This window comes from Streptomyces sp. HD (genome assembly GCF_028369295.1).
Classification (GTDB): Bacteria; Actinomycetota; Actinomycetes; order Streptomycetales; family Streptomycetaceae; genus Streptomyces.
In genome coordinates this window covers 37,616-50,765 of record NZ_JAQMYP010000034.1, presented here as the reverse complement: position 1 = coordinate 50,765, position 13,150 = coordinate 37,616, and the positions used below count along the sequence as shown (strand labels likewise).

Annotated in this window: 12 protein-coding genes; 8 read left to right on the top strand and 4 right to left on the bottom strand. The window is 71.5% G+C overall.

Annotated features, from left to right (window positions below; genetic code table 11):
* Positions 1-682: 682 nt before the first annotated feature.
* The 4 genes from msrB to POF73_RS29335 form a co-directional block, all read right to left on the bottom strand.
* A complete protein-coding gene (gene msrB / locus POF73_RS29350) occupies positions 683-1,090 on the bottom strand; it encodes a peptide-methionine (R)-S-oxide reductase MsrB (RefSeq protein ID WP_272121445.1) in 408 nt (135 codons plus the stop codon).
* Between the two features lie 13 nt (positions 1,091-1,103).
* Positions 1,104-2,492 (bottom strand): UDP-N-acetylmuramate--L-alanine ligase, encoded by a 1,389-nt coding sequence (gene murC, locus POF73_RS29345; protein ID WP_272121443.1) that lies wholly within the window; start codon positions 2,490-2,492, stop codon positions 1,104-1,106.
* Between the two features lie 160 nt (positions 2,493-2,652).
* Entirely contained in the window at positions 2,653-3,126 is a 474-nt protein-coding gene (locus tag POF73_RS29340; protein WP_272121441.1) for an indole-3-glycerol phosphate synthase, read from the bottom strand.
* A gap of 145 nt (positions 3,127-3,271) precedes the next feature.
* A complete protein-coding gene (locus POF73_RS29335) occupies positions 3,272-4,165 on the bottom strand; it encodes a pyrimidine reductase family protein (protein WP_272121439.1) in 894 nt (297 codons plus the stop codon).
* A gap of 37 nt (positions 4,166-4,202) precedes the next feature.
* Here POF73_RS29335 and zapE point away from each other — a divergent pair, with 37 nt between their 5' ends.
* The 8 genes from zapE to POF73_RS29295 all read left to right on the top strand — a co-directional run bounded on the left by zapE (position 4,203) and on the right by POF73_RS29295 (position 13,150).
* A complete protein-coding gene (zapE, locus tag POF73_RS29330) occupies positions 4,203-5,315 on the top strand; it encodes a cell division protein ZapE (RefSeq protein ID WP_272121438.1) in 1,113 nt (370 codons plus the stop codon).
* Between the two features lie 194 nt (positions 5,316-5,509).
* Entirely contained in the window at positions 5,510-5,914 is a 405-nt protein-coding gene (locus tag POF73_RS29325) for a hypothetical protein (protein WP_272121437.1), read from the top strand.
* 77 nt (positions 5,915-5,991) lie between these two features.
* Positions 5,992-6,570, top strand: coding sequence for a carbonic anhydrase (locus tag POF73_RS29320; RefSeq protein ID WP_272121434.1), 579 nt, complete (start codon positions 5,992-5,994; stop codon positions 6,568-6,570).
* A 5-nt stretch (positions 6,571-6,575) separates the two neighbouring features.
* Positions 6,576-8,033, top strand: a complete 1,458-nt coding sequence (locus POF73_RS29315) for a SulP family inorganic anion transporter (protein WP_272121433.1) — start codon at positions 6,576-6,578, stop codon at positions 8,031-8,033.
* Between the two features lie 133 nt (positions 8,034-8,166).
* Positions 8,167-9,120 carry a slipin family protein gene (locus POF73_RS29310; RefSeq protein ID WP_272121431.1) on the top strand — a complete coding sequence of 318 codons (954 nt, stop codon included), beginning with the start codon at positions 8,167-8,169 and terminating at the stop codon, positions 9,118-9,120.
* Between the two features lie 116 nt (positions 9,121-9,236).
* Positions 9,237-10,625: a PhoX family protein gene (locus POF73_RS29305; protein ID WP_272121429.1), complete on the top strand. Its 1,389-nt coding sequence runs from the start codon at positions 9,237-9,239 to the stop codon at positions 10,623-10,625.
* 63 nt (positions 10,626-10,688) lie between these two features.
* Positions 10,689-12,179: a serine/threonine-protein kinase gene (locus tag POF73_RS29300; protein WP_272121427.1), complete on the top strand. Its 1,491-nt coding sequence runs from the start codon at positions 10,689-10,691 to the stop codon at positions 12,177-12,179.
* Between the two features lie 89 nt (positions 12,180-12,268).
* Positions 12,269-13,150: a polysaccharide deacetylase family protein gene (locus tag POF73_RS29295; protein WP_272121424.1), complete on the top strand. Its 882-nt coding sequence runs from the start codon at positions 12,269-12,271 to the stop codon at positions 13,148-13,150.

Sequence of the window (13,150 nt, the reverse complement as noted above, 5' to 3'; positions counted from 1 at the left end):
CCTGCCCCCCGTCTTACGAGTCTAGGAACAACCGCCTCCCCCGTGCCAGCGCACCCGCACCCCATGTGTGACGCGGGCCAGGCCCGACATGGGTGCGGATTCCGCCGGGTCGGGGCAGGTGGCCGTGTCCCTGCTCGGCGGAGATGCGGTGTGAACTCGGTTGGATTCCGGCACGAAGGAACGGTCCCCGGACAGCGAGGTCCCGGCCCTCGACTCCGGGGAGGGCCGCGACCGTACCGCGCTCGCGCCCGCCGTTCGTGCCCAGGCGGGGCGGCCGGTGCCGGTCGTTTCCGGCGGCGCCCACTGGGGCGGCGGCCTGTGGATCGGCGCCCTGGACCTGGCCCGCATCGGCCTGCTCTGCCTGAACGGCGGCAGGTGGGGCGGACGCCAGGTCCTGTCGCGCCGCTGGGTCGAGGAGTCGTGGACGCCCTGCCGCGTCAAGCCCGAGTACGGCTTGTCGTGGTGGCTCAACGACCGGGGCACGGTCTGGCCCCGGGCCCCGGGCCCCGCGCACCGACCGCTGCGCCCGCGGCAACGGCGGCAGTCACCTGCTGTGGGTGGACCCGGCCCGGGACCTCGTGATCGCCTCACGCTGGGGCACGGACGTCGAACGCCTCCTGACCGAGGTGTCCGGAGCGGTCCCGCCCCGGACACTCCACGGCCGAGGGCCTCGGGCCGGCGGTCAGCCCTCGTCCGGCGTCAGCCGCAGCGAGATGCTGTTGATGCAGTAGCGCTGGTCGGTCGGGGTCGGATACCCCTCCCCCTCGAATACATGCCCGAGATGCGACCCGCACCGGGCACAGCGCACCTCCGTCCGCACCATCCCGTGCGAGCGGTCCTCGATCAGCTCCACCGCGTCGGTGTCCTTCGGGTCGTAGAAGGACGGCCAGCCGCAGTGGGACTCGAACTTGGTGGTGGAGGTGAAGAGTTCGGCGCCACAGGCACGGCAGGAGTAGACGCCGTTCGTCTTGGTGTTGGTGTACTCACCGGTGAAGGCGGGCTCCGTGCCTGCCTCGCGGAGGACGGCGTACTCGGCCGGGCTCAGCTCCGCGCGCCACTCCTCGTCCGGCTTTTCGACGTCGTACGACATGGGTCCTTGTCCCTCACTTCGCCAGGCGGTCCAGGATGAGCGGGCCGAGGTCGGTGACATCGCCCGCGCCCATGGTGAGAACGAGATCACCGGGCTTCGCCATTCCCGCGACCAGCGCGGGCACCTCGCCCTTGTCGTGCACCGCCGTCACCTCGGCGCCCGCCGCCCGTGCCGCCTCGATCACCAGGTCGCTGGTGATGCCGGGGATCGGGTCCTCGCGGGCCGGGTAGATGTCCAGGACCAGCGAGGAGTCCGCGAGGGCGAGGGCGTCGCCCATCTCCTTGCCGAGCTCCTGGGTGCGGGAGAAGAGGTGGGGCTGGTAGACGACCAGGATCCGGGCGTCTCCGGCGGCCGCGCGCATGGCCTCCAGGTCGGCCGTCATCTCGGTCGGGTGGTGGGCGTAGGAGTCGATGACCTGGACGCCCGCGGCCTCGCCCTTCAGCTGGAGGCGCCGCTTCACCCCGGTGTAGGCCGCGAGCGCCGGGGCCAGCTCGGCGGCCGGGACGCCCAGCGCGGCGCCGGCGGCCAGGGCGGCGACCGCGTTGAGCGCGTAGTGCCGGCCCGGGACCGAGACCGTGAAGGTGAGCTCCTGGCCGTCCAGCAGGACGGTGACCTGGCTCTTCAGCCCCTGCGGCAGCACCGACAGCACACGTACGTCGGCGTCCTCCGCCTCGCCGTACGTCACCGTCCGGACCGTGCCGGACACCCGTCGGGTCAGCTCCCGCGCCCCGTCCTGGTCGGCCGAGATCACCAGCGTGCCGCCCTCGGTGATGCGGTCGGCGAACGTCACGAAGGACTCGTAGATCTCGTCCATCGACGCGTAGTTGGCGTGGTGGTCGAGCTCGACGTTCAGGACGATCGCGACGTCGGGCGTGTACTTGTGGAAGCTGCGGTCCGATTCGTCCGCCTCGGCGACGAAGATGTCCCCGTCGCCGTGCAGGGCGTTCGAGCCGGGGGCGTCCAGGTCGCCGCCGATGGCGTACGACGGCTTCAGGCCCAGCTCGGACAGGGAGACCGCCAGCATCGACGTCGTGGTCGTCTTGCCGTGCGTACCGGCGACGGCGATCGGACGCAGCCCGTCCATCAGCGCGGCCAGCGCGTCGGAGCGGTGCACCACCGGGATGCCCAGCTCGGCGGCGCGGGCCAGCTCCGGGTTGTCCTTCCGGATCGCCGACGACACCACGACACAGCTGGCGTCGTCGGCGAGGTGCTCCGCGGCGTGCCCGATGTGCACGGTCACGCCCAGCGCCCGCAGCGCCTCGGCGGTCGCCGACTCCTTGGCGTCACTGCCGGCCACCTTGGCCCCACGCTGCGCGAGAATCTTCGCGATCCCCGACATCCCGGCGCCGCCGATGCCGATGAAGTGCGGTCGGTCCATGGCGGTGGGAATGCCGGGTGCCATGCGTGTTCTCCCAGGATTGCGATACGACGATGAGGCCCCAGCCTATTGGCTGGGGGGTGACTGCAACGCCCAGGGGCGCGGGGAACTGCGCGACAAGCCAGAGGCGACCCGCAGCCGGGAACCGACGTCAGCCCCTACGGCGCGGCCCCCGAAAACCCCCCTACGCCTTACTGTGCGAGAACAGCTTCAGCACGGGCACCCCCACCCTGTGCCGAGCCCGAGAAGCCCAGTCCCGATGGAAGAACTCCTCCACGTAGTGGGGATCGGTCAGCACGATCACCTCATCCGCCCGGACCTCCTCCACCACCGCCTTGAGCGCATCCAGCGGATGGTCCTCCAGCAACCGCCCCTCCGCCGCCGCCCCGGCGGAGCGCAACGCCGTGAGCGACACCTCCAGCGCCCGCTCCCCCGTACTGAGCGCCTCCTCCCCCTCCGGGGTCTTCCCCTCCCGGACCGCCTCGTCCAGCTCGCCGAGGGCGATGTCGTCGATGGCGCGCAACAGCCTGTCGGCCTGCTCGCCGCGCGGCTGGAGCAGCACATGGAAGGCGACCTGTTCGTCCCCGTGCAAGGTGGTCACGAACTCCACGTCGGCGGACGTCAGGGCCTTCTCGATCATCAAAACGCTTGTGAACACCGGGCGCCCCTTCTGCGGAAACCATCCTGCCCCGTGCTCGCACGGGGACTGCGAGTTTTAGTGTGCCCGGCGGAAGCTAAACGGAACGGCCTATTCCGCCGTTTTCAGGACTACGGCATCGATAGAACCCATGTCCGTACCAACCTCACGTCCGCCGGTACCTGCCGAACAGGAATCCGTCCTCCTCCAGCAGGGATGCCAGCCCGAACCGTTTCGGGACCGCCACCGAGGGCCCTCCGGCGATGCGCTGCGCGTCACCGGCGGTGAGCATCGGGGAGATCGTCAGACAGAGCTCGTCGAGCACCCCGGCGGCCACCAGCTGACCGAGCAGCCGCGGCCCGCCCTCGGTCAGCAGCCGGGTGTGGCCGAGCTCGGCCAGGGCCCGGACGGCACGGGCGGGGTCCACGCCGACGCCGTCACCGGCGACCACCACGCGCGCCCCCGCCTTCTCCGCGGCGGCGATCCGGTCCGGGGCAGCGGCGGCGCCCGTGAGGACCAGGGTGGGCACGGAGGGAGAGGTGAACAGCGGCAGGCCGTAGTCCAGGTCCAGGCTCGCGCTGACCACCGCGATGGCCGGAGCGGGCTCCTGACCGGCGGCTTGACGGGCCTGCGCGAACTCGGCACGCGCGCGTGCCGGACGGTACCCCTCCTGACGTACCGTTTCGGCACCGACGATCACGACGTCCGCCAGTGCCCGCAGCGTGCCGAAGATCCGCATGTCGGCCGCGCTGGAGATGGGCTGCGAACGGCCGTCGTGCTGGGCGGCCCCGTCCAGCGTGGACACCATGTTGGCCCGCAGCCAGGGCTGCCGCCCGTCGGGCCCGGGCCGCGGGTAGGCATAGGCGACGGCGAGCTCGGCGAGACTCCACTCCCGGTCGACCAGGTCCCCACCGGGAAAAACGACCCCGGAGCCCCCGCCGGCGGCACCGGCGGCACCGGAAACAAGCTCCCCATCAGCAGCTCCACCCCCGTCCGCCCCGGCCGAACCGCCGGAGCCCCTCGCTGTTGTTTCGTCGGTCACAGGGAACAGGCGTCGCATGCCAAGGAGTGTGGCACGGCGCTTAGCATGGTGAACCGTGTCGTCCTCCACCGCCGCGTCCAAGCCGAGCCCGATAGCCGAAGCGAGCCCGCTCTCGCTCTGCACCCGTGAGCCGCACGTCCCCGCGGACCGGCTGGTCGCCGAGATGGTGCCGCCGCCTCGTTTCGACTCGGTCCGCTTCAGCACGTACATACCGGACCCGAACCAGCCCAGCCAGACCGACGCTGTCCGCGTCCTGGAGGGCTTCGCGGGCGGGCTCGGCGGGGCGCACGCCAGCGGCGCCGGGAAGACCGGCAAGCGCGGTTTCCTGGGGTTCGGCAGGTCCAAGGCACCCAAGACCCCGGCAGGTCCCCGCGGTGTCTACCTCGACGGCGGCTACGGCGTCGGCAAGACCCACCTGCTCGCCTCCCTCTGGCACGCGACGCCGGCCGAGCCGTCGCTCAAGGCGTTCGGCACCTTCGTGGAGCTGACGAACCTCGTCGGCGCCCTCGGCTTCCAGCAGACGGTGCAGACCCTCTCCGGTCACCGGCTGCTGTGCATCGACGAGTTCGAGCTGGACGACCCGGGCGACACCGTCCTCGTCTCCACCCTGCTCGGCAAGCTGGTCGACGCGGGCGTCGCGCTCGCCGCCACCTCCAACACGCTGCCCGGCAAGCTCGGCGAGGGCCGCTTCGCGGCGGTCGACTTCCTGCGGGAGATCCAGGGCCTGTCGGCCCACTTCCGTGCGCTGCGCATCGACGGCGAGGACTACCGCCACCGCGGCCTGCCGGAGGCGCCGGCGCCGTACTCGGACGAACAGGTGACGAAGGCGGCGTACGCCACCGCGGGCGCCTCGCTCGACGACTTCCCGCATCTGCTGGACCACCTGGCCCGCGTCCACCCCAGCCGGTACGGCGCGCTCACCGATGACCTCAAGGCCGTGTGCCTCACCGACGTACAGCCGATTCCGGACCAGTCCACCGCCCTGCGGCTCGTCGTGCTCGCCGACCGGCTCTACGACCGTGAGGTCCCGGTCCTGGCCTCGGGACTGCCCTTCGACCGGCTCTTCAGCGAGGAGATGCTGAAGGGCGGCTACCGCAAGAAGTACTTCCGCGCCATCTCGCGGCTCACCGCCCTGGCGCGCGACGCGCAGGGTCTCGTCACCGCCTGACGCTCACTATCCCGTCAACTCCCCCTGGTCAAGGGGGAGTTTTAGCCATGCCACCCTCGCATTTCAGGCTCTCTTCAGCTTGAAACGTTAAGTTAACCCTGCAAACAACTTTGCCGGGCTAATGTGTTTCTTGACCAACGATTGACCAAGTGTTGGCACGCGCAAGAGGTGTGGACTGACTGGAAGGGGGGCGCATGTTCCGAGGTACGACGGCACGGACCGTGGTTTCGCTTCTCGCCGCCGTCCTGCTCGCCCTCCAGTTCTTCGCACCCACCGCATCCTTCGCAGACGCGCACACAGTCAGTCAGGCAAAGGCCAAAGCCCAGCCCGGAATCAAACTCTCCGGGAAGGCGCTGCGCGACGAAACCCTCACATCCCGCCACTGCGAACCCTCGGGCCATGGGGACCCGACCGGTCCGCTGCGGACTCGTGACCGTCAGCGCGTCGCCGACTCAGGGCCCCTGGCGCCCTACCGGCCCCTGATCACTCAGGATCCCGCGTCCGCGCGCGAACCGGCCACCGCCGGCACCGCGCACGAGCGCCCGTCGAGACCCGCGGCGGCGCACACCCCGGCCGCGCTTCAGGTCTTCCGCTGCTGAGCAGCAGAGCAGATCCCCCCACCTCTGTCATGTAACCCCGACGCGCCACTGCGGCGCGCCAGGAGGAGTCACCACATATGCAGCCCCTCATCGACAACGCCCGCACGTTCGGACAGCGCCCTGAGGAGTTCGCCAAGCTGGCCGAAGGGCAGTCCCCGCAGGTCCTGTTCATCACCTGCTCCGACTCCCGGGTCGTCCCGGCCCTGATCACCGGCGCCCGCCCCGGTGAGCTCTTCGAGCTCCGCACCGCGGGCAACATCGTCCCGCCGTACGCCTCCGAGCACCCCACCAGCGAGGCGGCCACCATCGAGTACGCCGTGGAGGTCCTCGGCGTCAGCGACATCGTGGTCTGCGGCCACTCCCACTGCGGCGCCGTCGGCGCGCTGGTGCGCGGCGACGACCTCGACGCCGTACCAGCCGTGCGCGACTGGCTCACGAACGCAACCCCGCGTCCGACGGGAGCCGCCGAGGACCCCGAGGTCGCCGAAGGCGTCCAGGCCCATGTGCTCGCGCAGCTGCTGCGGCTGCGCTCGTACCCGTTCATCGAGCAGAAGCTGAAGGAGCGTCAACTGACCCTGCACGCCTGGTACTACGAGGTCCACAAGGGCGCCGTACAGGCGCACAGCCCCGCGACCGACGCGTTCGAGGCCCTGTGATCGGCATGCTGACCAAATACCCTCATCTGCGGCAGGACTTCGCCGCCTCGCTGGTCGTCTTCCTGGTCGCGCTGCCGCTGTGCGTCGGCGTGGCCGTCGCCTCCGGAGTGCCGGCCGAGCTCGGCCTCGTCACCGGCATCGTGGGCGGCATCGTCACCGGCATGATGCGCGGCAGCAGCCTCCAGGTCTCCGGACCGGCCGCCGGTCTGACCGTGCTGGTCTTCGAGGCCGTCCAGGAGTTCGGGCTGCCCGTGCTCGGTGTGCTGGTGCTCGCCACCGGCCTGCTCCAGCTCCTCATGGGCGCCCTGAAGCTGGGGCGCTACTTCCGGGCCATCTCGGTCTCCGTCGTCGAGGGCATGCTGGCCGGTATCGGCCTTGTGCTCATCGCCGGACAGCTCTACTCGGTCGCGGGCGCCAAGGCGCCCGCCTCGGGGCTGGAGAAGATAGCCGGGCTGCCCGGCGCGCTCGTCGAGGCCGTCGGGAACACCGGGGCGCTGGCCTCGATCGGACTGGGCGCGGGCACCATCGCCGTCCTGGTGCTGTGGAAGCGGATGCCGCGCCAGGTGCGCACGGTGCCCGGTCCGCTCGCCGCGGTCGGTCTGGCCACGCTGGTCGCGGTCGTCTTCTCGCTGCCGGTCGCCACCGTCGAGGTCAAGGGCCTGCTGGGCTCCATCCAGCCGCCGTCCCTGAGCGCCTTCGGCGAGCTCGCGAGCGTCGGTGTGATCGGCACGATCATCGCCTTCACCCTCATCGCGTCGGCCGAGTCGCTGTTCAGCGCCGCGGCCGTGGACCGGCTGCACGACGGGCCGCGCACCGAGTACGACAAGGAGCTGATGGCGCAGGGCGCGGGCAACGCCGTCTGCGGTGCGCTCGGCGCGCTGCCGATGACCGCGGTCATCGTGCGCAGCTCCGCCAACGTCCAGGCGGGCGCCAAGACCAAGGCGTCCCGTGTCATGCACGGTGTGTGGCTACTGCTGTTCGCGGCGCTGCTGCCCGCCACGCTGGCGCTGATCCCGATCCCCGCGCTGGCCGGCATCCTGGTCCACTCGGGCTGGAAGCTGATCCCCTTCCGCGGCATCGTCTCGCTGTGGCGCGGCCACCGGGGCGAGGCGCTGATCCTCGTGGTCACCGCCGTCTCCATAGTCGCGGTGAACATGTTCGAGGGCGTGCTCATCGGTCTGGCCCTGTCGGTCGCCAAGACCGCCTGGGAGGCCTCGCACGTGAAGCTGGAGGTCATCGACAAGGGCGCCGGACCCATCCAGGCACACCTGTCGGGCAACGCGACCTTCCTGCGGCTGCCGAAGATCCTCGACAGCCTGGAGTCGCTGCCGCAGGACCGCCCGGTGGAGCTGGACCTGTCCGGGCTGCACCACCTCGACCACGCCTGCCGTACGGCCCTGGAGAACTGGGCCGAGCGGCACAGTGCGGCGGGCACGGAACCGGTGCGGGTCACGGCGCCCTGACCGGCGTACGACTCCCACCGATGACGCCCGCTGAGGCATGACCCTGGTCCGGGGCCGTCCATGGCCCCGGACCAGGCAGCGGGCATATCGTTACAGGAGCATTCGGAACGGACCTCTTCGCGAGGAGGCCGTCATGGTCGAGGAGCTGCTGGGCGCGGCCGCGGGAGCGGCTGCCGTGGGCCTGGTGTACGTCGCGGCCGCGGCGCGGGTCGTCAAGCAGTACGAGCGCGGGGTGATCCTGCGGCTCGGACGGCTGGCAGGAGACGTACGAGCGCCCGGGTTCACGTTGATCGTTCCGGTCGTGGACCGGCTGCACAAGATCAACATGCAGATCGTCACGATGCCGGTGCCGGCCCAGGAGGGCATCACCCGCGACAACGTGACCGTGCGTGTGGACGCGGTCGTGTATTTCAAGGTGGTCGACCCCGCGAGCGCGCTCATCAAGGTCGAGGACTACAAGTACGCGGTCTCTCAGATGGCGCAGACGTCGCTGCGCTCGATCATCGGCAAGAGCGATCTGGACGACCTGCTCTCCAACCGCGAGAAGCTCAACCAGGGACTGGAGCTGATGATCGACAGCCCGGCCATCGGCTGGGGCGTCCAGGTGGACCGCGTCGAGATCAAGGACGTGTCGCTGCCGGAGTCGATGAAACGCTCCATGGCCCGGCAGGCCGAGGCGGACCGCGAGCGGCGGGCCCGGATCATCAACGCGGACGCCGAGCTCCAGGCCTCCAAGAAGCTGGCCGAGGCCGCCCACCAGATGGAGGACACCCCCTCCGCGCTCCAACTGCGGCTGCTCCAGACCGTGATGGCGGTGGCGGCGGAGAAGAACTCGACGCTGGTCCTGCCCATCCCGGTGGAGCTGCTCCGCTTCCTGGAGAGGGGCGCGGAGGAGGCGCCCGCGAGGCACGACGGGAAGCACACGCCGGCGCCGAAGCGCGATGCGGGTCACGCCCTGGAGGAATCCGCGGACCCGAGCGCCGGGCCGGACGTCGGCCAGGACGCCGAGCAGGCCGTCGAGCCCGTGGCCGAACGGGACGTCGAGCGGACGGTGGACGACATCATCGAGGACGCCACCGAGAAGTGACCCACGCGGTGCGGGAGCCCGAAGGGACACACGCTACGCGCGTGGTTCCCGCGACCGGCACCAGGTGATAGACACGGCGGGGTCACAGTTCCTGTCCGCCAGCAGGAAGGTTGCCCATGTCCGAGCACACGACCGCCGGTCGTACGACCCGTCGTCAACTCCTCGCCAGAACCGGCGCGTTGGGCGTGTCGATCGCCTTCGCCGGAAACCTCACCGAACTCTTCGCGGGCACCGCCGCCGCACAGACCCTGGGCCACACCGGATACGGCCCCCTCGTCCCCGACCCGAACGGCCTGCTCGACCTGCCGGAAGGTTTCCGCTACCGGGTCCTCTCCCGCGAGGGCGACCCGCTCCGTTCCGGCGAGGGCCTGGTCCCCTCCAACCACGACGGCATGACCGCCCTGCCCGGCGGGGGCGGTCGCGTCCACCTGGTCCGCAACCACGAGAACCGCGCCAACGGCAAGGTCCCCGTCCCGACGGTCGCCGGCCTCACCTACGACCCGGCCGGCAAGGGCGGCTGTACGGCCCTGACCCTCGACCGGCGGGGCCGCGTCCTGTCGGAGCGCGTCGCCATCGCCGGTACGGCCGTCAACTGCGCGGGCGGGCCCACGCCCTGGGGCACCTGGCTGACCTGCGAGGAGACCGAGGACAAGGCGGGCACCAACGGCTACACCCGGGACCACGGCTTCATCTTCGAGGTCGACCCGGCGAACCCGTACCGCTCCGGCGCGGTCCCGCTGACCGCGATGGGCCGCTTCCAGCACGAGGCGATCGCGGTGGACCCGCGGCGCGGCGTCGTCTACGAGACGGAGGACGCCTTCCTCAAGCCGTTCGGCCTCTTCTACCGCTTCCTGCCGCACGCCCCGCTCGGCGGCCTCGGTTCCCTGCGCGCGGGCGGGCGGCTCCAGGCGATGCGGGTGCCGGGCGTTCCCGACCTCTCCTCGATCCAGGAGCCGGGCGCGAGCTTCGAGAACATCGAGTGGGTCGACGTACCGGATCCGCTGGCCGTCCAGACTCCCGTCCGGCTGCAGGACTTCGGCCCGCGGGGCATCACGCACGCGCAGAAGCTGGAGGGCTGCTACTGGGGCGGCCGCAGCGTCTACTTCGTCTCCTCCTTCGCCCACAGCGCGGAGGGTTCGGCGGCCGACCACTACGGCCAGATCTGGCGCTACGACCCCGACGCGCGCCGCCTCACCCTGGTGATCGTCTTCGGGCCGGACACGGATGTGCAGCTGCCCGGCGAGTCCCCGGACAACATCTGCCTCGCCCCCAGCGGCGGCCTCATGGTCTGCGAGGACGGCAACGGCGCCCAGCACGTCTTCGGGGTGACCCGGCACGGCGAGGTCTACGCGATGGCGCGCAACGCCCAGAACATCGGTACCCCGCAGGCACCGGAGTGGGGCGAGTTCGCCGGGGTCACCTTCTCGCCCGACGGCGGGACGATGTACGTCAACTGCTACACACCGGGCACCACGTTCGCGGTGACCGGACCCTGGCGCAAGTGACCGCCCGATCACGGGCTCCCCTGCGGAAGCCGCCCCTCCGCGGCGTCCTCTAACCTGTGCGGAATGAACGCACCGGGGGATCTCGTCGACGGCCGTTTCGAGCTGGTGGAACGGCTCGGCAGCGGAGGTATGGGCACCGTGTGGCGGGCGCGCGACACGGTGCTCCACCGCGAGGTGGCACTGAAGGCGGTGCGGTCCGACGCGGACACGGTCGGCGTGATGCGCGAGCGGGTGATGCGGGAGGCGCGGGCGCTGGCCCGGCTCAGCCATCCACATGTGGTGACGGTCCATCAGATCGTGGACGCCGACCCGCATCCGTGGATCGTGATGGAGCTGGTGCCGGGGGTCTCGCTCCAACAGCGGCTGGACGACGGCCCGTTGACTCCGGTCGAGGCGGCCCGGCTCGGCCGCCAGGTGCTCGGCGCGCTGCGGGCCGCGCACGCGGCGGGCATCCAGCACCGGGACGTCAAGCCCGCCAACATCCTCCTGAGCCCCGACGGCCACGCGGTCCTGACCGACTTCGGCATCGCCGCCCTGCAGGGCACGACGGGCCTCACGGCCACGGGCGAGCTCGTCGGTTCGCCCGAGTACATGGCCCCGGAGCGGATCCGGGGGCACGGCGACGACAACCCGGCCGCCGATCTCTGGTCGCTGGGCGTGGTCCTGTACGTCTGTGTGGAGGGCGTCAGCCCGCTGCGCCGCCCCACCACGCTGGCCACCCTGGCCGCCGTACTCGACGACCCGCTCCCGCCGCCGACCCGCTCGGGCTCGCTGACACCGGTGCTCGACGCGCTGCTGGTGCGGGACCCGGCGGCCCGCCCGGACGCCGCCCGGCTGGACGCGATGCTGGCGGCGGTGGAGGCGGGGACGACACCGCACTGGACCCGGCCGACGCTGGCCGCGGGCGCACCGCACCCGGCCCCGGCCCCGGCTCCGGTCCCGACCCAGTTGGACACCCCGCGTCCGACGGTTCCGCAGCAGGTGCCCGCGCCCCGACGCCGTACGGCCCTCGTGGTGACCGTCGCGGCGGCGCTGGTCATCGCCACGGCGGCGGGCGTCGCAATCGCCCTGCGCCCCGGCGGCAGCGACGGTGACGACACGGCAGGCGGCACCACGACCCCGTCGACCTCGGCATCGAGCCCCACCCCGACGAAGCAGCGGCCGTCCCCCTCCCCGACCCGCGCCCGGGAGACCTCCGCCGATCCAGCCGGACCCGTGCGGGCCGGTCGCTGGATCGCCCAGCTCCACTCCGAGCCGGTCGCCGCGGGCACCGCCAACCGTGACCAGCGGCTCGCCGCCATCCGCCGCACCGTCCCCGAGGCGGCCGTCCTGCGCAGCGACGACTACGCCTCCCTGCGCAGCGGCTTCTGGGTGTTCTACGCCCCCGGCCCCTTCCCCACCGGCCGGGCCGCACTGAAGTTCTGCGCCGAGCGCGACCGCACGACGGTGAACACCTGCATCGGCCGCTACCTCAGCAAGAAGGCCGCCGACTTCAGCCTCCAGTGCCGCCCGCCGGCCACCGCACCGACGGGCACCTGCACCCGCCGCGACTGAGAGATCCGGCCCCGCCGGGCGGGTGACACCAGCCCCGGCTCACCCGCCGACGTGCGGGAATGGCCAGGTGGCACCCATAACTTCATGTGGTGATCACTCGCGTACGAAACGTCACCGCAGCCTGTGTCCTGATCGCGTCACTCGGCGCGCTCGCCGCCTGTGCGGGGCCCGAGGAGACCGGCAGTACCCGTGCTCCGCTGCCGGCGCCCTCGGCGTCCGCCGCCTCGCCCCTGTCCTCCACGTCGCCCGGTACCCGGCCGCCGACGCTCGCTCCCGGGCCCGAGGGGCTGACCCCCGTCTTCGAGCACGGTTCGCGGAGCGGGGACCGGGCCCTCGCGCTCACCTTCGATGCCGACATGACCGCCGGTCAGGGGGTACGGGCGAAGCGCGGGGAGCGGTTCGACAATCCGGGGCTGATCGGGGCGCTGCGGGAGTTGAAGGTGCCGGCGACCGTGTTCATGACGGGGCGGTGGGCCGAGGAGTATCCCGGGCAGGCGCGGGCCATCGGGCGGGACCCGCAGTTCGAGGTCGGCAACCACTCGTACAGCCACTACGCCTTCACCGACGACTGCTACGAGCTGCCGACCCTCGACGAGAAGCGGATGCGGGGGGATGTGGAGCGGGCGTACACCGCGTTCCGGACGGTGGGGGTGCGGGATGTGATGCCGTACTTCCGGTTTCCCGGTGGCTGTTACGACCGGCGGGCCCTGAAGGCACTGGCTCCGGTCGGGGTCACGGCCGTGCAGTGGGACGTGGTGAGCGGGGACGCGTTCGCGACGAATGCCCGCGCGGTCGCGCAGGGGGTGCTGGACAGTGTGCGGGCCGGGTCCGTGGTCGTCATGCACTGCACGCTCAGCGCCGCTCCGACGACCGAGCGGGTGATCAGGCGGATCGTGCCCGCGCTGCGCGACAAGGGCTTCCGGTTCGTGAAGGTGTCCGAGCTGATCGGGGCCGCGGGCCGGCGGGGCTGA